Origin of the sequence: Streptomyces sp. NBC_00287 (assembly GCF_036173105.1) — a bacterium.
Taxonomy (GTDB): domain Bacteria; phylum Actinomycetota; class Actinomycetes; order Streptomycetales; family Streptomycetaceae; genus Streptomyces.
In genome coordinates, this window is record NZ_CP108053.1 from 2,802,278 (window position 1) to 2,820,070 (window position 17,793).

16 protein-coding genes are annotated in these 17,793 nt (G+C 71.0%); 7 read left to right on the forward strand and 9 right to left on the reverse strand.

Annotated features, from left to right (window positions below; all coding sequences use genetic code 11):
• The first annotated feature begins 24 nt into the window (after nucleotides 1-24).
• Complete coding sequence (locus OHT76_RS12765) at nucleotides 25-1,038, forward strand: Gfo/Idh/MocA family protein (RefSeq protein WP_328870914.1); 1,014 nt, start codon at nucleotides 25-27, stop codon at nucleotides 1,036-1,038.
• On the opposite strand, the gene OHT76_RS12770 is transcribed toward OHT76_RS12765, so the two are convergent.
• On the reverse strand, nucleotides 1,025-2,665 hold the full coding sequence (locus OHT76_RS12770; protein WP_328870915.1) for an alkaline phosphatase D family protein: 1,641 nt from the start codon (nucleotides 2,663-2,665) through the stop codon (nucleotides 1,025-1,027). The two genes, OHT76_RS12765 and OHT76_RS12770, sit on opposite strands and share 14 nt — an antisense overlap.
• Nucleotides 2,666-2,800: 135 nt before the next feature.
• On the opposite strand from OHT76_RS12770, the gene OHT76_RS12775 reads away from it, so the two are divergent.
• The 3 genes from OHT76_RS12775 to OHT76_RS12785 all read left to right on the forward strand — a co-directional run bounded on the left by OHT76_RS12775 (nucleotide 2,801) and on the right by OHT76_RS12785 (nucleotide 6,097).
• Entirely contained in the window at nucleotides 2,801-3,568 is a 768-nt protein-coding gene (locus tag OHT76_RS12775) for an SDR family oxidoreductase (RefSeq protein ID WP_328870916.1), read from the forward strand.
• Between the two features lie 354 nt (nucleotides 3,569-3,922).
• Entirely contained in the window at nucleotides 3,923-5,389 is a 1,467-nt protein-coding gene (locus tag OHT76_RS12780; protein WP_328870917.1) for an ABC transporter permease, read from the forward strand.
• Nucleotides 5,390-5,413: 24 nt separating this feature from the next.
• Complete coding sequence (locus OHT76_RS12785; RefSeq protein WP_328870918.1) at nucleotides 5,414-6,097, forward strand: ABC transporter ATP-binding protein; 684 nt, start codon at nucleotides 5,414-5,416, stop codon at nucleotides 6,095-6,097.
• Here OHT76_RS12785 and OHT76_RS12790 read toward each other — a convergent pair.
• Nucleotides 6,069-7,091, reverse strand: a complete 1,023-nt coding sequence (locus tag OHT76_RS12790; protein WP_328870919.1) for an aldo/keto reductase — start codon at nucleotides 7,089-7,091, stop codon at nucleotides 6,069-6,071. The two genes, OHT76_RS12785 and OHT76_RS12790, sit on opposite strands and share 29 nt — an antisense overlap.
• A gap of 55 nt (nucleotides 7,092-7,146) precedes the next feature.
• Nucleotides 7,147-7,473: a nuclear transport factor 2 family protein gene (locus OHT76_RS12795; protein WP_328870920.1), complete on the reverse strand. Its 327-nt coding sequence runs from the start codon at nucleotides 7,471-7,473 to the stop codon at nucleotides 7,147-7,149.
• A gap of 131 nt (nucleotides 7,474-7,604) precedes the next feature.
• On the opposite strand from OHT76_RS12795, the gene OHT76_RS12800 reads away from it, so the two are divergent.
• Nucleotides 7,605-8,162: a DoxX family protein gene (locus tag OHT76_RS12800; protein WP_328870921.1), complete on the forward strand. Its 558-nt coding sequence runs from the start codon at nucleotides 7,605-7,607 to the stop codon at nucleotides 8,160-8,162.
• A 35-nt stretch (nucleotides 8,163-8,197) separates the two neighbouring features.
• Entirely contained in the window at nucleotides 8,198-8,554 is a 357-nt protein-coding gene (locus OHT76_RS12805; protein WP_328870922.1) for a MazG-like family protein, read from the forward strand.
• A gap of 8 nt (nucleotides 8,555-8,562) precedes the next feature.
• Here the strand turns inward: OHT76_RS12805 and OHT76_RS12810 are convergent, their stop codons facing one another.
• Nucleotides 8,563-9,540 carry a 3-oxoacyl-ACP synthase III family protein gene (locus OHT76_RS12810; protein WP_328870923.1) on the reverse strand — a complete coding sequence of 326 codons (978 nt, stop codon included), beginning with the start codon at nucleotides 9,538-9,540 and terminating at the stop codon, nucleotides 8,563-8,565.
• A gap of 20 nt (nucleotides 9,541-9,560) precedes the next feature.
• Entirely contained in the window at nucleotides 9,561-11,849 is a 2,289-nt protein-coding gene (locus tag OHT76_RS12815; protein WP_328870924.1) for an MMPL family transporter, read from the reverse strand.
• 257 nt (nucleotides 11,850-12,106) lie between these two features.
• On the opposite strand from OHT76_RS12815, the gene OHT76_RS12820 reads away from it, so the two are divergent.
• On the forward strand, nucleotides 12,107-13,294 hold the full coding sequence (locus OHT76_RS12820) for a hypothetical protein (RefSeq protein ID WP_328870925.1): 1,188 nt from the start codon (nucleotides 12,107-12,109) through the stop codon (nucleotides 13,292-13,294).
• A 57-nt stretch (nucleotides 13,295-13,351) separates the two neighbouring features.
• On the opposite strand, the gene OHT76_RS12825 is transcribed toward OHT76_RS12820, so the two are convergent.
• Genes OHT76_RS12825 through OHT76_RS12840 form a run of 4 tightly spaced genes read right to left on the reverse strand, consistent with a single transcriptional unit; the run spans nucleotide 13,352 to nucleotide 17,641 of the window.
• Complete coding sequence (locus OHT76_RS12825) at nucleotides 13,352-14,527, reverse strand: hydroxymethylglutaryl-CoA synthase (protein ID WP_328870926.1); 1,176 nt, start codon at nucleotides 14,525-14,527, stop codon at nucleotides 13,352-13,354.
• A gap of 3 nt (nucleotides 14,528-14,530) precedes the next feature.
• On the reverse strand, nucleotides 14,531-15,592 hold the full coding sequence (locus OHT76_RS12830; RefSeq protein ID WP_328870927.1) for a hydroxymethylglutaryl-CoA reductase: 1,062 nt from the start codon (nucleotides 15,590-15,592) through the stop codon (nucleotides 14,531-14,533).
• Nucleotides 15,589-16,680, reverse strand: coding sequence for a type 2 isopentenyl-diphosphate Delta-isomerase (gene fni, locus OHT76_RS12835; protein WP_328870928.1), 1,092 nt, complete (start codon nucleotides 16,678-16,680; stop codon nucleotides 15,589-15,591). The genes OHT76_RS12830 and fni overlap by 4 nt, the downstream gene beginning before the upstream one ends.
• Nucleotides 16,670-17,641, reverse strand: coding sequence for a phosphomevalonate kinase (locus OHT76_RS12840; protein WP_328870929.1), 972 nt, complete (start codon nucleotides 17,639-17,641; stop codon nucleotides 16,670-16,672). The genes fni and OHT76_RS12840 overlap by 11 nt, the downstream gene beginning before the upstream one ends.
• Nucleotides 17,642-17,793: the final 152 nt, after the last annotated feature.

The following is a 17,793-nucleotide window of genomic DNA, read 5'->3' on the forward strand; positions in this document are numbered from 1 at the left end:
CAAACGCGAGGGTGGGGTTCGGGGATGACGGAGCAGGGCGTGCGCTGGGGGATCCTGGCGACCGGGGGGATCGCGGCCACGTTCACGGCCGATCTGGTGGACATGCCGGACGCCGAGGTCGTGGCGGTGGCCTCGCGCTCGCAGGAGTCGGCGGACGCGTTCGCGGAGCGCTTCGGGATCGAGCGGGCGTACGGCGACTGGGCGGCGCTCGCGGCGGACGAGGACATCGATGTCGTCTACGTCGCCACCCCGCACTCGGCGCACCGGGCGGCCGCAGGTCTGTGTCTGGAGGCCGGGCGGAACGTGCTGTGCGAGAAGGCGTTCACGCTGAACGCGCGCGAGGCGGAGGAGCTGGTCGCGCTGGCGAATGGCCGCGGGAGCTTCCTGATGGAAGCGATGTGGATGTACTGCAACCCGCTGATCCGCAGGCTCAAGACGCTCATCGACGACGGTGCGATCGGTGAAGTGCGGCATGTGCAGGCCGACTTCGGGCTCGCCGGGCCGTTCCCGCCCTCGCACCGGCTGCGCGACCCGGCGCAGGGCGGGGGCGCGCTGCTCGATCTCGGCGTGTATCCGGTGTCGTTCGCTCAGCTGCTGCTCGGGGAGCCCTCGGACATCGTCGCGAGAGCAGTGCTCTCCGACGAGAGCGTCGATCTCCAGACTGGAGCACTGCTTTCCTGGGAGAGCGGCGCTCTCGCTTCGGTGCACTGCTCCATCATCGGCGGTACGGCGACCTCGGCATCGGTCACCGGCTCGCGCGGCCGGATCGACATCCCGTACGGCTTCTTCTTTCCGGACCACTTCGTGCTGCACCGGGACGGCCGCGACCCCGAGAAGGTCACCGCCGACCCGGCCGACGGACCCCGGGCCAGCCTGCGCCACGAGGCCGCCGAGGTGATGCGCGCCCTGCGGGCCGGCGAGACCGAGTCCCCGCTCGTCCCGCTGGACGGCACCCTCGCCGTGATGCGGACGCTCGACACGATCCGGGACCGCGTCGGCGTCCGCTACCCGAGCGAGGCGGAGCTCACGCGGGCCTGAGCCCCGGCTCCCCCGCATCCGTCACGAAGGACGCGGCCGTCGTGACCGGCGCTCCGTGCGTGGTCACGTACGGCACCGTCTTGAAGTCCGCCCGCGCCTGCTCCTCGCCCAGCGCGACGGTCGCATAGCCGCGCCGGCCGTTGTAGAACTTCAGATGCGGGTTGGCGGTCATGTACGTGTCCCAGTTCGCGGGCTTGTCGGCGCCGTCCCGGCCGCTGGCGATCGAGGTCGCCACGATCTCGGTGCCGCGCACCCGCGAGTTGGGGTCGTCGAAGTCGTCCTTGATGTCGAAGGCGTACCCGACGTGCACATCGCCGGTGAGCACCATCAGGTTCTCCACCCCGGCGGCCTCGGCGCCGTCCAGGATCCGGCGGCGGGAGGCACGGTAGCCGTCCCAGGCGTCCATCGAGACCCGGGACGGCTCGGTCAGGTCGAACTTGCGCTGCGAGAAGACGACCTGCTGCGGGACGACGTTCCACAGCGCCCGCGACTGCCGCCACCCGTCCAGCAGCCACCGCTCCTGTGTCTCACCGGTCATCGTGCGCGCCGGGTCGTCGACCTCGGGCCCGGGGACCTTGGCGCCGTCGCCCTGGGCCTGGTTGCTGCGGTACTGCCGGGTGTCGAGCACATCGAACTGTGCGAGCCTGCCCCAGGTCAGGCGCCGGTACAGCTGCATGTCGGGGCCCTCGGGGAGCTGGGGGCGGCGCAGCGGCTGGTGCTCCCAGTAGGCGCGGTAGGCGGAGGCCCGGCGCAGCAGGAACTCCTCCGGCGGGACGCTGTTCTCGGGGGTGTCGTCGGCGTAGTTGTTCTCGGTCTCGTGGTCGTCCCAGGTGACGACGAAGGGGTGCGCGGCGTGTGCGGCGCGCAGATCGGGGTCGGACTTGTAGAGGGCGTACCGCAGGCGGTAGTCCTCCAGCGTGATCGTCTCGCGGTTGAAGAGCGCGGGCAGGACGCGGTCGGTGTAATTGCGGGCGCCTCCTGCGGAGTTGACCGCGTACTCGTAGAGGTAGTCGCCGAGGTGGAAGACGACATCGACGTCGTCGGCGGCGAGATGGCCGTACGGGGTGAAGTAGCCGTCGTGGTACGCCTGGCAGGAGACGGCGGCGAGCTTGAGCCCGGAGGTGTGGGCGCCGAGGGCGGGGGCGGTGCGGGTGCGGCCGGTCTCGGAGATCCAACTGCCCACGCGGAAGCGGTAGTAGAAGACACGGTCCGTGTCCAGGTGGCCGACCTCGACATGGACCGTGTGGTGGAACTCGGGGTGCGCGGTGGCGGTGCCGCGTCTGACGGTGCGGCGGAAGTTCTCGTCGCGGGCCAGTTCCCAGTGCACGGTGACGCGCTCGGCGGGCAGTCCGCCGTCGGGCTGGTAGGGGGCGGGCGCGAGGCGGGTCCACAGCAGTACGGAGCCGGGCAGCGGGTCACCGGAGGCGACGCCGAGCGTGAACGGGTCGTCGGTGATCTGCGCGGCGTCGAGCTCGGCGGCGCCGGCGACACCGGCCGTCGGCAGGTTCACCGCGAAGGCGAGCGCGGCGGCCGCGCCGGTGACCGTGAGAAAGCGGCGCCGGCCCAAGTGCCGGGCCGCCGCGCGAAGTTCGGGGGCGTGCTGTGAGTGACGGGCGTCGAGTGTCATCCGGTCCTCCCCTGACGAAATGCATGCACGAGGCATTGGAGTGGCCGGGGACGACTCGCGATTGGCACGTACACAACACCCGGATGGCGGACAGATGAGTTCCGGATGGCGGACCCTCCCGTACGCTGCGGGGCCATGAATGCGAAGCAAACGGGCAAGGCGCGGACCGCGGTGGTGACCGGGGCGGGCTCCGGCATCGGGCGCGCGGTCGCCGTGGAGCTGCTGCGCGCGGGCTGGTCGGTGGCGCTGGCGGGCAGGCGGACCGAGACGCTGGAGGAGACGGCGGCACTGGCCCCCGAGGGCGCCTGTCTCGCCGTACGGACGGATGTGTCGCGGCCCGAGGACGTGGCCGCGCTGTTCGCCGCCACGGTGGACCGGTTCGGGCGGGTCGACCTGCTGTTCAACAACGCGGGGACGTTCGGGCCCGGCGGGGTGCCGGTGGAGGAGCTGCCCTACGACGCCTGGCGGCACGTGGTGGACACCAACCTCAACGGGGCGTTCCTGTGCGCGCAGGCGGCGTTCCGGCAGATGAAGGAGCAGGATCCGCAGGGCGGCCGGATCATCAACAACGGGTCGATCTCCGCCCATACGCCCCGTCCGCACTCCGTCGCCTACACGGCGACCAAGCACGCGCTGACGGGCCTGACCAAGTCGCTGTCGCTGGACGGACGGCCGTACGACATCGCGGTGGGGCAGATCGACATCGGGAACGCGGCCACCGACATGACGGCGCGTATGCAGACGGGCGCGCTCCAGGCCAACGGGGAGGTGGCACCGGAGCCCGTGATGGACGTGGCCGACGTGGCGCGGACCGTCCGGCACATGGCTGAGCTGCCGCTGGAGGCGAATGTGCAGTTCGCGACGGTGCTGGCGACGGCGATGCCGTTCGTGGGGCGCGGCTAGGCCGGGTCCTCCATAACTTGCACATCCGGAATTTGACCGTCCGCTCCATTGCGGCCGGTCGGCGGCTTATGCTCAACTCTCCTCCACAAGAGCTTCACAGTTGGAGGACCGAGCTTCCGCCGGCCACACCGAGGGGGGAAGCGGCAGCCGTACCACGGCGCGGGTTGGGGGTGGACCTCGCGTGGGACCGCGGGGTGCGCACCGCGTCGTGGACGGCTGCCGTACACCTCGGAACTCTCAGCTCGCACACAGCCCTTCTCAGGTCGCACCTATCCCTTACTCACGGCCACGCAACGTTCCGTCCCTAATTTGAGGCCGCGCCCACTGCGGGCGCCAAGAACCTCTAGGAACGGGATGTTTGGCATCTATCTCAAGCGCGAGCTGAGCCGGCGCAAGAAGGCGGCTCTGGTTGTCGCCCTGGGTCTGGCGCTCGGAATCGCCCTCGTCATCACCGTCAGCTCCGTGTCGGCGGGCATGCAGAAGGCGCAGGACAAGGTCCTCGAGTCGCTCTACGGCCTGGGCACGGACATGACGGTCACCAAGGCCAGATCGGCGCCCAGCGACAACGCCTCGGGCGGACCGAGGTTCGAGTTCGACGCGCAGGCCGACGAGGACGAGGAGCAGAGCTCGGACCGGGTGATGACCCAGGGCGGTGAGGCGCTCAGCGCCTCGCTGATCGAGAAGGTCGGTCAGCAGAGCGGCGTCGCGAACGCGGTCGGCGCCCTCACTCTGAACGTCACCAAGGTCGACGGCTCCTTCACCCAGGGCCAGGCCCAGTCGGACAGCGGTCAGTCGGACAGCGGTCAGTCGCAGGGCGGTCCCGGCGGTGGCGGCAGCACCGGCCAGCCGCAGGTCCAGGGCGGAGGCGCCTCCTTCGACGTCAACTCCTACTCCGTCGCCGGCGTCGACGTCGGCGACCAGGGCCTCGGCCCGCTGGCCGGCTCGACGATCACCTCCGGCGAGACGTTCACGACAGCGCAGAGCAACGCGAAGGTGGCGGTGCTCAGCAAGTCGTACGCCAAGGAGAACGCATACAAGGTCGGCGAGACCTTCAAGATCTCCGGCACCAAGTACACGATCATCGGCATCGCGACTCCGGAGAGCAGCGAGTCCACGACCGACGTGTATCTGCCGCTGAAGCAGGCGCAGACGCTGGGTGACGCCAAGAACAAGGTCACGACGATCTATGTCAAGGCGACCGACTCGCAGCAGATCGACGCCGTCAAGTCGGCGATCCAGAAGAACATTTCCGGTACGACGGTGACGACGTCCGCCGATCTCGCGGACACGGTGTCCGGTTCGCTGTCGACCGCCTCGGACCTCGCCACCAGCGTCGGCAAGTGGCTGTCGATCGCGGTGCTCGCCGCCGCCTTCCTGGTGGCCGCGCTGCTGACCTCCTCGGCGGTGTCGCGCCGGGTGCGGGAGTTCGGCACGCTGAAGGCGCTCGGCTGGCCCAGTCGCCGGGTGACCCGGCAGGTGGTCGGCGAGTCGATGGTCAACGGTCTGATCGGCGGCGGCCTCGGGATCGCGCTGGGCCTCGCCGCGGCCTACACCGTCACCGCGATCAGCCCGAAGCTGACCGCGCAGCTCGGCTCGTCCGGCGGCGGTGGCGGCATGGGCGGCGGTCCCGGCGGTGGGGGTACCGGACAGCAGTCCGCGGCCCAGAACACCATGGAGATCGCCCTGTCCGCGCCGGTCTCGGTGACCACCATCGCCCTCGCGGTCGGTCTCGCGGTCGCCGGCGGTCTGATCGCCGGCGCCATGGGCGGCTGGCGCGCCTCCCGAATGCGCCCGGCGGACGCCCTGCGCAGCGTCTCCTGACCCCAAGAACCTTTAAGGAACCCCATGTACAAGCTCACCGGCGTCACCAAGCGCTACACGCGCGGCAAGGAGACGGTGGAAGCGCTGCGCGACGTCGATCTCACCATCGAGGACGGCGACCGGCTCGTCATCCAGGGCCCCACCGGCGGTGGCAAGTCGACGCTGCTGCAGATGATCGGCGGCCTGGACCGCCCCTCCGAGGGCAGCGTGGAACTGGACGGTGTCGACCTCGGGTCGGTCAGCGAGGCCCGGCTGACCCGGCTGCGCGCGGAGAAGATCGGCATCATCTTCCAGGCGTTCAACCTGATCCCCACCCTGACCGCACAGGAGAACGTCGAGACCGCCCTCGTCCCGCTCGGGATCAAGCCCGCCGAGCGGCGTGAACGGGCCGCCGAGGCCCTGCGCTCCGTCGGCCTCGGCGAACGCCTCACCCACGTCCCGTCGGAGATGTCCGGCGGCCAGCAACAGCGCGTCGCCATCGCCCGCGCGCTGGTGAAGCGGCCGAAGGTGCTGCTCGCCGACGAGCCCACGGGCAACCTCGACGAGGCCACCCGCGACGACATCATGGCCCTGCTGGAGGGCCTGTGGCGCGAGCACGGCCTGACCTTCGTCATGGTCACCCACGACTCGTCGATAGCCCGCCGTGCCCCGCGCCTGGCAACCATCAGGTCGGGACGGATCACGCTGACGGAGCAGTACGTGGCGTAGGGGCCGAAGGGCCGCTCAGAATGCCGTCGACCTCGGTCAACTGGTCGACGGTGAGCGGCCCTTGGGCGATCGCCCCCGCGTTCTCCTCGGCCTGCGCCACCGTACGGAACCCCGGAATCGGCACCGTGTGCGGGCTGCGCGCCCAGATCCAGGCGAGAGCGCCCTGGGCGAGCGTACGGCCGCCGCTGGTGAGGATCTCCTTGAGCGCGTCGACCCGCTTCAGCCACTCCGGGTCGGCGCCCTCCGGGGAGAACCCGGGCAGCCAGGCGGGCGGCGTACTGCGGATGTCCCCGGCGTCCAGGGCCTGCCCGGCGGCCCGCTTCCCGGTCAGCAACCCCATGGCGAGCGGGCTGCGGTTGATGCTCGCAAGACCCGACTCTGCGCACAGCGCCAGCATTTCGGGCGCGTCCTGAAGCACATTGAGCCGATGCTGTACGGCCGCACAGTGCGCGCCCTCGGCGAAGACGGCGGCGCGGGCGGGGTCGTCGGTGCTCCAGGCGTAGGCGCGGACGATCCCCTCGCGCACGAACTCCTCGCAGATGTCGCGGAGTTCGGCCGCGCGGTCGAAGTCGGCCTCGGACAGGTGCAGTTGGTACAGGTCGACGTAGTCCGTGTCCAGGCGCCGCAGCGACGCCGTCAGGGCCCGGCGCGCGTACGCCGGCGAGTCGTCGCTGCCGGTGAGGGTCCGGGTCTCCTCGTCGAAGACGTTGCCCCACTTGGTGGCGACGACCACATCGGCGCGGCGCTTGCCCAGCGCACGGCCCAGGACGCGCTCGCTGTGCCCGGCGCCGTAGGTGTCGGCGGTGTCGAAGAAGGTGACGCCGAGGTCGAGGGCGCGGCGGACGGCCCGTACGGACTCCTCGTCGTCTACCCGCCCCCAGCCGAGCGGCTGCCCGTCCGGGTCGCTCCACTCCCCGCCGATCGCCCAGCAGCCGAAGCCGAGGGCGCTGACGTCGATGCCGCTACGGCCCAGAGTCCTGAAGTTCGTCTCCATGACCGCAGACACTAGGAGTTGGAGCGCACTTCAGGGCAAGGGGTCGTACGAAGGTCTACGCCTGGCCGGTCTCGAAGCGGCTGATCCTGCCGCTGTCGTCGACCTCGAAGCGCCAGCGGGTGCGCATCTCGCCCCAGGTGTCGTTGCGGTAGCGGGCGATGAGGGCGTGGCCGCCGTCGGACTCGCGGTCGACCTCCATGTGCCCGTGGGACTGGAAGATCTCCCGGTCGATCCAGTCGTCCAGGTCCCGGTCCGCGCCGTCGTCCGCCATGGTCGCGTCCGGGGCGAGCAGGGCCATGAAGGCGTCCCGGTCGTGCTGGTTGACGGCGGTCACGAAGTCCCGGACGACCGGGTCGCTGAGGTTCTTCGGTTGGATCGTCATGACGGCAGACTCACACCGCTCCCGGCGCCCCGCCACCCGAACGGCGGTCCGGGCAGGCCCGCGGGGTGTGAGGGGTGCGACGGTGGACACGCGGGAGGGGACTGTTCCTGCTGTCTGTTCCGGGAGACATCGTGAGCTCTTACGACCGACGTGATCTGGGTCTGCTTCTGCTCCGGCTGGGTGCCGGCGGGGTGCTCGCCGCGCACGGCGCGCAGAAGCTGTTCGGCTGGTTCGGCGGGGGAGGTATCGAGGGCACCGGCAAGTTCATGGAGTCCGTCGGATACCGGCCCGGCCGGACCAACGCGACGATGGCCGGGCTTGCCGAGGCGGGCGGCGGCACGCTGCTGGCGCTGGGGCTCGCGACCCCGGCGGCGGGCGCCGCGGCCAGCGGCGCGATGGCGGGCGCGGCCGCGGTGCACACCCCGAACGGCTTCTTCAACGCGGGCGGCGGCTACGAGTACGCGGCGACCCTGGGCCTGGCCGCGACGGGCCTCGCGATCATGGGCCCCGGGCGGCTCTCCCTGGACCACGCCCTCGGCCATGTCTTCGACCGCGGCTGGATGGTCCCGGCGGCGCTGGCGGCGACCGCCGCGGGTACGGCCGTGGTGGTGGGCATGCGCAACAAGCGGCTGCGCGAGGAGCGGGAGGGCGAGCAGGTGGCCCTGTTCGAGAAGGAGTTCCGGTCGTAGGGGCCGCTGTCAGAGGGGCATGGCAGGCTCGCCGTATGACTGAACAGGCCACCCCTGCCGAGACCGCCGCCGCAGATCTCTTCGCCGGCATCGACGACCTGTGGACCTGGCTGGAGGCCAGCCGCCCGATCGACGGCCGGGAAGGCCTGCTCCTGCGGATCCTGAAACTGTCGGAGGAGGCCGGTGAGGTCGCCGAGGCGGTGATCGGGGCGACCGGTCAGAACCCGCGCAAGGGCGTGACGCACACCTGGGACGACGTCCAGGCGGAACTCTGCGATGTCGTGATCACGGCGTTGATCGTGCTGCGGACGCTGACTCCCGACACGCGGGAGGTGTTCACTCGGCATCTGACGCGGGTCATGGCACGGTCCCTCGGAGAAAGCGGGTCCTAGGGGGCGCGTCACCACTCGATGAGTGCCAGGCCCGCCGCCATGCCGCCGCCGAAACCGGCCAGGAGGATCAGTTCGCCGGGGCGAAAGGCGCCCGCGCGGGCGGCCGTGTCGAGGGTGATCGGTATCGAGGCGGCGCCCGTGTTGCCGTAGTGCGTCAGGGTCCGGTGCGTTTCGGCGCGCGGCAGGCCGAGTTCGGCGACGAGCTGGTCCAGCAGGACTCCGTTGGCCTGGTGCGGGACGACATGGCGGACGTCGCCGGGCGAGACGGCGGCGTCGTGGAGGAACTGCTTGACCAGCTGCGGCAGTCGGCCTGCGACGAACTCGCGTACTGCCCTGCCGTCCATCGCGAAGTAGTGCAGGCCCGCGGCCAGGGCCTCGGCGTCGCAGGACCGTCGGCTGCCGCCGGCGGGGACCTGGATCAGATCCGCGAGCTCACCGAAGGTGTGCAGAGCACAGTGGCGTATGCCGCCGCCCCGGCGCGCCGGGCCCAGGACCATCGCCCCGGCGCCGTCGCCGAACAGGACGACGGTCCTGCGGTCGGCCGGGTCGAGGATGCGCGAGTACACATCCGCTCCGACGACCAGCGCGCAGCCGCCGGAGCGGGCCAGCGCGGCCTCGGCGGTGGCGAGGGCGAAGACGGCGCCGGAGCAGACGGCGTTGAGATCGAAGGCCGCCGCGTCGCGCGCGCCGAGGCGGTGCTGGACGTAGGCGGCCGTGGGCGGTTGCGGCCGGTCCGGAGTGGAGGTGGCCACCACGATCACCGACAGCTGGTCGGCGGTGATGCCGGCCGAGTCCAGGGCCGCGCGGGCGGCGGCGGTGGCCAGGTCCGAGGTGGCCTCGTCCGGGGCCGCCCAGCGCCGTTCACGGATCGCGGTCTTGCGCAGGATCCAGGAACCGTCGACGCCCGCCCCGGCACCCGCCTCGTTGTTGGGGACGACCCGCTCCGGGACGTGTGCGCCGGTGCCGAGGACCGCCACGGTCGTCATACGGGTCGTCCCTTCCGGACTCAGGACTCTTCTTGCCGCGCGGCGGAAGCGCCGCCGACCTGGACCGGGCCGGCTCCTGCCGACTTGCCGGGCGGCGGGGGCTCCTCCTCGGTCAGTCCGATGCGGGCGTGCAGCCGGGCCAGGGGGGCCGGGGCCCACCAGTTGTAGGTGCCCAGCAGCCGCATCATCGCGGGGGCGAGCAGACACCGTACGATCACGGCGTCCACCAGCACGGTCAGGGCCAGGCCCAGGCCGAACAGCTGCATGAAGGACACCTTCGACACGCCCATGCCGGTGAACACGATGGCCATGAGGACCGCGGCCGCGGTGAAGACGCGACCGGTGCGGGCCACGCCCATCGCCACGGCGTGCGTGTTGTCCTCGGTGGTGCGCTGCCCGGAGGCGAGCCACTCCTCGCGGATACGCGAGAGCAGGAACACCTCGTAGTCCATGGACAGTCCGAAGGCGAGGCAGAACATCAGGACGGGGATGTTCGCCACGAGGTACCCGGTCGCCGTGAAGTCCAGCAGACCGGACAGATGGCCCTCCTGATACACCCACACCATCGCGCCGAACGCGGCACCGAGCGACAGGGTGTTCATCACCAGCGCCTTGATGGGCAGCACCAGGCTGCCGGTGAACAGGAACAGCAGCACGAACATGCTGAGCGCGATGAGCGCGGCGGCGTACGGCAGCGGGTCGGCGAGCGCGTCGATCACGTCCTGGTTCTCCGCCGCGGCACCGGCGAACAGGGTGTCCCCCGGGCTGTCCACGGCACGCAGCCGGTCCAGCAGCTCCTTGCCCTCGTCGGCGTAGGGGTCCACGGCGGTGCCGATCCGCAGGACCGCGCCCGCCTCGTTGACCATGCCGGGGGTGGCCGGGCCGGCCTGGGTGCCGTCGACGAAGGTGCCGGCGCCGCTCAGTACATCGGAGACGCCCTCGACGCGGGACAGCTCAGTGGCGTACGCGGCGAGCTCCTGGGTGCCGCCGTCGAAGTCGGGCAGCACGATCGTGCTCGCGGCGGCGGCGTCCTCGGCGAAGTCGTCCCGCAGCAGATCACCGACCTGACGGCTCTCCGAAACGGCCGCGGTGATCACCCGGTCGTCGGGATAGCCCCACTTCGACGACAGGAAGGGCGCCCCGAGCAGCAGCAGAAGGGCGGTGGTCAGTACGGCGATGGGGGTGGCGCGCCGGGTGACGGCGACGACCATGCGGTACCAGCGACTGTCCTCGGGGGCGATGACGCGCGCCGGCTTCAGGCGGAACCAGCGCCGCAGCGGGACCCGTACGTCGTACTTGTCGACCCGGTGTCCCAGCAGGATGAGGGCCGCGGGCAGGACGAGCACCGCGGTCAGCACGCCGACCAGGACGACGGCGACACCGACGTAGGCGAACGACTTGAGGAAGAACACCGGAAAGACGATCAGCGCCGCGAGCGCCAGGGCGACGGTCACACCCGAGAAGACCACGGTCCGGCCGGCTGTCTGCACGGTGCGCAGCACGGCGTTTCTCGCGTCGAGGCCCGCCGCGAGTTCCTCGCGGTACCGGCTGACCATGAGCAGGCTGTAGTCGATGCCGAGGGCGAGACCCAGCACGGTCGTCATATTGAGGGCGTAGATGGACACATCCGCGAACGTGGTCACCAGCCGCAGCACGGCGAGCGTCGTCACGATGGAGACCATGCCGATCAGCAGCGGCAGACCGGCCGCGATCAGACTGCCGAAAACCACCATCAGCACGATGAGGGTGATCGGGAAGGCCACCGCCTCACCCATCGTGGCGTCCTCGGTGACCTGGCTGTTCAGCTCGGCGTTCAGCGGTCCGTAGCCGCCGACGCGGACGGTGACGCCCTCCGGTCGCGGCGCCTCGTCCAGCAGTTCGTCCGAGACCTTCGGCAGATCGGTCTCGCTGGCGTCGATGTGCGCCGTGACGAGTCCGGTGTCGCCGTTCTCGCTGCGCAGCGCCGCTCCGGCTTCGGGGCCGAGGCTCCAGTAGGACCGGATGCCGTCGATGTCGTCACGTTCGTCGAGCCAGTCGGCGAGTTCCTGGCCGGCGCTCCGCGCCGGCGCACCGTCGACGCCGTCCTCGGACGTGACCGCGATGATCAGGTTCGGCTGGACACCGCGGAAGTGGTCGTCGACGAGGGTGGTGGCCCGCGCCGACTCCGAGTCCGGCGAGGTGTATCCGCCGGCTTTCAGCCGGTCCATGACCGAGAAGCCCACGGCGCCGCACAGCATCACCACCACCAGCGCGCCGATGAGCACTGCCTTGGGCCGGTCGATCGCGAGTCGAGCGATTCGGGTCAGCATCCCTGCACCCCTACCACGGCTACCCCTGTTTGTTGCCTGTGTTTTTCGCACCGAGCGTAGAGAGCCACTTCGCCGATCACTACCACTGCGTTGCCGCATGCAAAGTGCGCGTGTGAATTCGGCCAGATTCGCGCAATTGCGTGTCCGATTCCCCCGTGGTTGGGAATCCCCCGTGGCGTTGTCGATCCGGGCCGCCGCTCATTCGACGGATAGGTGACAGGCCTCAAAGGGAGGTCGAGAACAGATGGGGGACGCGAATGACGACGGCCAGGACCCTCCCGGAGCGCAGGGCGCTCACGAACGCCGTCGCCACCCGCTACGCCCGGGCCGGCAAGCAGGAGAAGTCCCGGATCCTCGACGAGGTGTGCGCGGCGACCGGCTGGCATCGCAGCCATGCCCGCAAGGCGCTGCTGAGGGCGGCCCGTCCGCAGGCGGCCCGGTCGGCGCGCAGCGGTCGCTCCAAGTACGACGGTGAGGTCATCGCCGCGCTGAACCTCTGCTGGACGGTGCTGGACCGGCCGGCGGGCAAGCGGCTGGCGCCGGTGCTGGCCGATCTCGTGCCGGTGCTGCGCCGGCACGGGGAGCTGGACATCGGCGAGGAGACCGCCGAGTTGCTGATGAGCATGTCGGCGGCGACGATCGACCGCCGGCTGGCGCCGCAGCGGCAGCAGTCGGCCGCGCCCCGGCACATCCGGGCCGGATCGCTGCTGCGCGGCGAACTCCCGCTGCTCACCTGGGCGGAGTGGGACCACACCAAGCCCGGCTTCATGGAGATCACGGTGGTCACGCACGACGGCGGGGGTCCGGGCGACGACTGTCTGCGCACGGTGACGGCCACCGACATCGCCACCGGGTGGACGGAGAACCGCACGGTGCGGGCGGTCAACCGGGTGCCGTTCGCCCTGGACGAGATGGCCCGGCTGCTGCCGTTCCCGGTGCTCGGACTGGACTCGGGCAACTCCGGCGCGGAGGCGGAGGAGATACTGCTGCGCTGGTGTCTGCAGCGCCGGGTGACCTTCACCCACGCCCGCCCGACGAGCGGCGGCAACCATCACGTCGGCCAGAAGAACTGGAGCATGCTGCGGAACATCACCGGTGACGGCCGCTACCAGGACACCGGGCAGCTGATCCTGCTCAACAAGATCTGGGCGGCGCTGTCCCGGCTCACCAACTACTTCTATCCGCAGCAGCACTCGGTGGCGGCGGAGGGTCCGGGCGGCCGGTCCCGCAAGACGTACGACACGGCGACGCCGTACCGCCGCACGGTCCGGCACAGCTCGGTCACGGCGGAGGACAAGGCGATCCTCGCCGACACCTATGTCTGTCTGAATCCGGCCGAGCTGCACCGCCGGATCACCTCCATGACCGACCGGCTGCGTCTGATGACGACGGCCGCCGCCCCCGCCCACCACCGCGGGCTGCCGGAGCCCGGCTTCGCGTCCTGACACACGTCTACGCCCCTACGGCTCGACTGCCGTAGGGGCGTAGGTGTTGACGGGGCGTCAGCAGGGTTCGTACAGGCGCTTGTGGTCGCAGATGCCGGCCAGGCGGTAGGGGCCCTGGGTCTGGCGCGGCAGCAGGTGCTCGGTGCCGTCGGCCGGGAGGCGGCTGCCGCGCAAGTCGCGGTAGGCGGCGTAGTCGATGGGCTCGCGGGCGTCGATGGCCTCGCGGTGCGTGTTGGTCCGCAGGTGCGCACGGTAGCCGGGTACGACGGTGCCGGCGAAGAACTCCGCGACGCTGCCGGAGCCGTAGCTGAGGAACCCAACGGCTTGACCGCTCAGGTCCTCCGCCGTGTCGAGCAGCGCGGCCAGCCCAAGGTAGACGGAGGCGGTGTAGCTGTTGCCGACGACGCTGTTGTACGCCGTCGTCCGCCCGAGCACCCGGGCGATCAGCGCGTCGTCGGTGTCCTCGCCGCAGCAGTGCAGCAGATGCCGGTGCGCCTTGTACGCCATCTTCGTGAACGGCTGGTGGTAGCAGATGGCGGTGAACTCCTCGAGGCCGCGGCCGCCCTGCTCGCCGTAGTCCTTCCACGCGCCCTCCACCGCCTGGAGGTAGGCGGAGATGGACTCCTGGCCGTCCACCAGCGCGGTGTCGCGGTAGTTGGGCCGCCAGAAGTCCATGACGTCGGCGGTGAACAGTCCCGAGGGGGCCTCGACGCGCAGGAGTGCGGGGTCGGCCGAGACCAGCATGGCCACCGCGGCGGCGCCCTGGGTGGCCTCGCCGGGGCTGTCCAGGTCGTACTTCGAGACATCGCTGGCGATCACCAGGACGCGCTGGCCGGGGTCGCGGTGGACGAGGGCGACGGCGAACTGGAGTGCCGCGGTGGCGCTGTAGCAGGCCTGCTTCAGCTCGACGACCCGGGTGGAGGAGGGCAGCCCGAGCAGGGAGTGGACGTAGACGCCGGCCGCCTTGGCCTGGTCGATGGAGGTCTCGGTGGCGAATACGAGGGTGCGCAGGCCGTCGGTGCCGTGCCGGGCGACGAGGGGCCGGGCCGCGGCGGCGGCCATGGTGACGATGTCCTCGTCGACGGCGGGGACGCTCATCGACCGCTGGCCGATGCCGAGGTGGTACTTGTCGATCTCGGTGCCGTTGTGGCGGGCCAGTTCCGTGTGCGGCAGGACGAACCGTGTCGTCGCGAACGACAGATCGTGCAGTCCGATGGAGCCGGAGTCGACCATGCTCTACACCCCGATCCGGGTCGTGTCGTTCTTGCGTTCCAACTGGACGTGCGCGCGCATGAGTTCACCGGGGTTGGTCTGTGCCGCGAGCAGCGAGAGCTCACCGCAGAGCACCGTCGCGGCCGCGATGACGGCGAGCCGCCGCGCGTTGTCCCCGGGGGCGCGCTCGGCCCGGCAGCCGAGCCGGACGAGGTTCTCCTCGACGAAGTCGAGTCCCTTGCCGTTGCCGACCGTTCCGACGATCAGGTTCGGCAGCGTGCAGGAGAAGTACAGGTCGCCGTCGCGGTCCTCGGCGACGGTCACGCCCTGCGAGCCCTCGACGATGTTGGCCGCGTCCTGGCCGGTGGCCAGATAGAAGGCGAGCAGCATATTGGCGTAGTGGGCGTTGGCCGAGCGGATGCCGCCGGCCAGCAGGGTGCCGATGAGGTTCTTGCGCACATTGAGTTCGGCGATCCGCTTGGCCGTCGTGTGCAGCCGGCGCTCCACCAGCTCCCGCGGGACGAGCAGTTCGGTGACGACGTTCTTGCCGCGGCCGAGGATGCCGTTGATCGCGGTGGCCTTCTTGTCGGTGCAGTAGTTGCCCGATATCGATCCGTACGTGATGCCGGGGACGGTGGCCAGGATGTGTGTGAGCAGTACGTCGGCCGCGAGCGTGGCCATGTTGTGGCCGGAGGCGTCGCCGGTGGTGAACTCGAAGCGGATGAACAGCAGATGGCCGGTGATCTCGTGCCTGAGCCCGATCAGTTCCGCGTATCTGCTGCAGCCGCGCACCACCTCGCGCAGTTCGTCGAGGCGGTCGTCGAGCATCCGGGCCGCGGCGTACGCACCCTGCGCGTCCCGCGCCTCGACGAGCACCGAGCGGGTCATCCGGTCGTCGACGAGGACGGCCGCGATGCCCTGTTCGGTCTCCCGGGAGAGCCGCGCGCCGCGCTGCACGGAGGGCCACAGCGGCGACTCGTAGGTGGCGAGCGGGACTTCGGTCTCGGTGGTCGCGACGTTCCCCGAGATCCGCAGGGGCCCCACCCACTTCATCGGGACCCCGGCGGTCAGGTGCGTGTCGGTCATCGTGTGCTTCCCGTCGTGTCAGGGGTGGCGCCGGGCGAGCCGGTACGGGTGGCCGTCCGGCCTGTGTCGATCCCGCGGTCGGTGCAGAAGGTCCGCAGGTCGCCGCGGATCAGCACGGCGCACTGGGCCAGGTCCGCCGGGGTGCGCGCGCCGAGCGCGGTCATCAGGGCCGTCAACTGGTCGAGCCAGGTGGTGATCCGGTCGACCAGCGCGTCCACCCCGCCGTCCAGCAGGGTCTTCAGGAATCCCCCGGAGGCGCCGGCGGCGCGGGCGCCCAGGGCCAGCGAGCGGGCCACGTCGAGGGGGTGGCGCACCCCGCCGGAGGCCAGCAGCGGGATCCCCGCGTCCTGGGCGTCCAGCAGACAGGCGGGGGTGCTCTGGCCCCAGTCGTCGAGGTAGGCGTAGTCGGCGAGGTCGCGCCTGCCGTTCTCGATCCGGGCGAAGTTGGTGCCGCCGCGGCCGCCGACGTCGGCGATCTGTACGCCGAGTTTCTCGAGCAGCGCCACGGTCTCGCGGCTCAGGCCGAAGCCGACCTCCTTCACGATCACCGGGACGTCCACCGCGGCCGCGATCTCCTCGATACGCGGCGCCCAGGAGCCGAAGGAGCGGTCGCCCTCCGGCATCACCGTCTCCTGGACGGTGTTGAGGTGGATCTGCAGGGCGTCGGCCTCGAGCAGGCCGATGGCCCGGCGGGCCCGCTCGACGGTGGCCGTGGCGTTGATGTTCGCCATGATGAAGCCGTCCGGGTTCTCGCGGCGCATCACGCTGAAGGTGCCGGCGGACGAGGGGTCCTTGAAGTACGCGCTCATGGACCCGGTGGCGATCGGTACGCCGGTCTCGCGGGCGGCGATGGCCAGGTCCCGGTTGATGACACCGGTCTTCTCGCTGCCGCCGGTCATCGCGTTGATGTAGAGCGGCACCGGCCATTCGAGGCCGGCGAAGCGGGTGCGCAGGGACACCTCGGAGCGGTCGATGCCGGCCAGTGCGTGGTGGACGAACGTCACCTCGTCGAACTGGTTGCGTCCGCTGGTCCCTTGCTGCTGTTCCACGGCGAGCCGGACATGGTCGTCCTTGCGTTCAGCGATCATCGCGCACGTCCTTTCGGTCGGCGGTTCGGATGGGCAGCGGCACGATCCCGGCGGCCCGCCAGTGGGTCCGCATCCGGGTGAGCTCCGCCTCCGCCTCGGTGGGCAGCAGGGCGATGCCGCAGTCCCCGCCCCCGGCGCCCGAGGGCTTGGCCGCACCGCCGGCGGCCTCGGCGAAGTCGCACAGGGCGCGCAGGCCCGGGGTGAAGATGCCGAGTCCGGTGTCCTCGTCCAGGCGGGCCATGACCTGGCGTGCGGTGCGGATCTGGTGCAGCAGTTCCGTGCGGTCCCCGCGCTCGATCGCCCGGGTCGCGGCCTGTACGCAGCTCTCGCTGCGGGTGAGGAACTCCCGGTGGGACGGACTGCCCCGCCAGTCGCGGGCGGCGAGGCCGGACACCAGCGCCGAGGTGGAGGCGGGCCGTCCGGTCCAGCCGACGACCAGGGTGAGCCCGGCGGGCGAGGGCAGTGGCCGTACCTCGAAGTCGGGCCAGGGTGCGCGCAGAGCCTCGTCGAGGCCCCGACGCCGGGCCGCTTCGAGGACGGCGGCCCGGTCGGGCGCGCGGTAGGCGATCCAGCCGCCCCAGGTACTGGCCGCGAGGTCGCCCCCGGAGGGGCCGGGATCAATACGCGCCGTGGCAAGCAGGGCGAGCCGAAACCTGGCCTCGGCCGACAACTCCATACCGCAGCAGGCCGCAACGGCATCGACGGTCGCCACCGTCACCGCGCCACTGGAACCCAGGCCGAACTTGGTCCCACCCTCATGCAGCCGACTACTGACGGCCACATGCAGCGTGACTGCGGGCAACCCCCGCTCGTCCCGCAGCCGATCCACGACCTCAATCGCGGACACGACGTGGCCAAGCCCCGCCCGAGCCCACCGCTCATCCTCCGGCCCGCACCCGATGAGCAGCCCGTCTCGCCACCGCATCCGGACGGGCTCGGGCAGGAGGTCGGAGACGATCACGACGGTGGGGGTGTCGGGGGGTGGGGCGGTGGGGCTCAGGGGGGCGGGGCCCAGAGCGCCAGATCCCAGGGCGCCGGAGTCGGGGGCGCCCGGGCGCGGGGCGGCGGGTCCCAGGGGGGTGGACTCCCGAGCGCTGGACCCCGAGGGGCCAG

Coding starts and splice junctions, on each gene's coding strand:
- OHT76_RS12765 (WP_328870914.1), top strand. CDS start 25: ATGACGGAGCAGGGCGTGCGCTGGGGGATCCTGGCGACCGGGGGGATC.
- OHT76_RS12770 (WP_328870915.1), bottom strand. CDS start 2,665: ATGACACTCGACGCCCGTCACTCACAGCACGCCCCCGAACTTCGCGCG.
- OHT76_RS12775 (WP_328870916.1), top strand. CDS start 2,801: ATGAATGCGAAGCAAACGGGCAAGGCGCGGACCGCGGTGGTGACCGGG.
- OHT76_RS12780 (WP_328870917.1), top strand. CDS start 3,923: ATGTTTGGCATCTATCTCAAGCGCGAGCTGAGCCGGCGCAAGAAGGCG.
- OHT76_RS12785 (WP_328870918.1), top strand. CDS start 5,414: ATGTACAAGCTCACCGGCGTCACCAAGCGCTACACGCGCGGCAAGGAG.
- OHT76_RS12790 (WP_328870919.1), bottom strand. CDS start 7,091: ATGGAGACGAACTTCAGGACTCTGGGCCGTAGCGGCATCGACGTCAGC.
- OHT76_RS12795 (WP_328870920.1), bottom strand. CDS start 7,473: ATGACGATCCAACCGAAGAACCTCAGCGACCCGGTCGTCCGGGACTTC.
- OHT76_RS12805 (WP_328870922.1), top strand. CDS start 8,198: ATGACTGAACAGGCCACCCCTGCCGAGACCGCCGCCGCAGATCTCTTC.
- OHT76_RS12810 (WP_328870923.1), bottom strand. CDS start 9,540: ATGACGACCGTGGCGGTCCTCGGCACCGGCGCACACGTCCCGGAGCGG.
- OHT76_RS12815 (WP_328870924.1), bottom strand. CDS start 11,849: ATGCTGACCCGAATCGCTCGACTCGCGATCGACCGGCCCAAGGCAGTG.
- OHT76_RS12820 (WP_328870925.1), top strand. CDS start 12,107: ATGACGACGGCCAGGACCCTCCCGGAGCGCAGGGCGCTCACGAACGCC.
- OHT76_RS12825 (WP_328870926.1), bottom strand. CDS start 14,527: ATGGTCGACTCCGGCTCCATCGGACTGCACGATCTGTCGTTCGCGACG.
- OHT76_RS12830 (WP_328870927.1), bottom strand. CDS start 15,592: ATGACCGACACGCACCTGACCGCCGGGGTCCCGATGAAGTGGGTGGGG.
- fni (WP_328870928.1), bottom strand. CDS start 16,680: ATGATCGCTGAACGCAAGGACGACCATGTCCGGCTCGCCGTGGAACAG.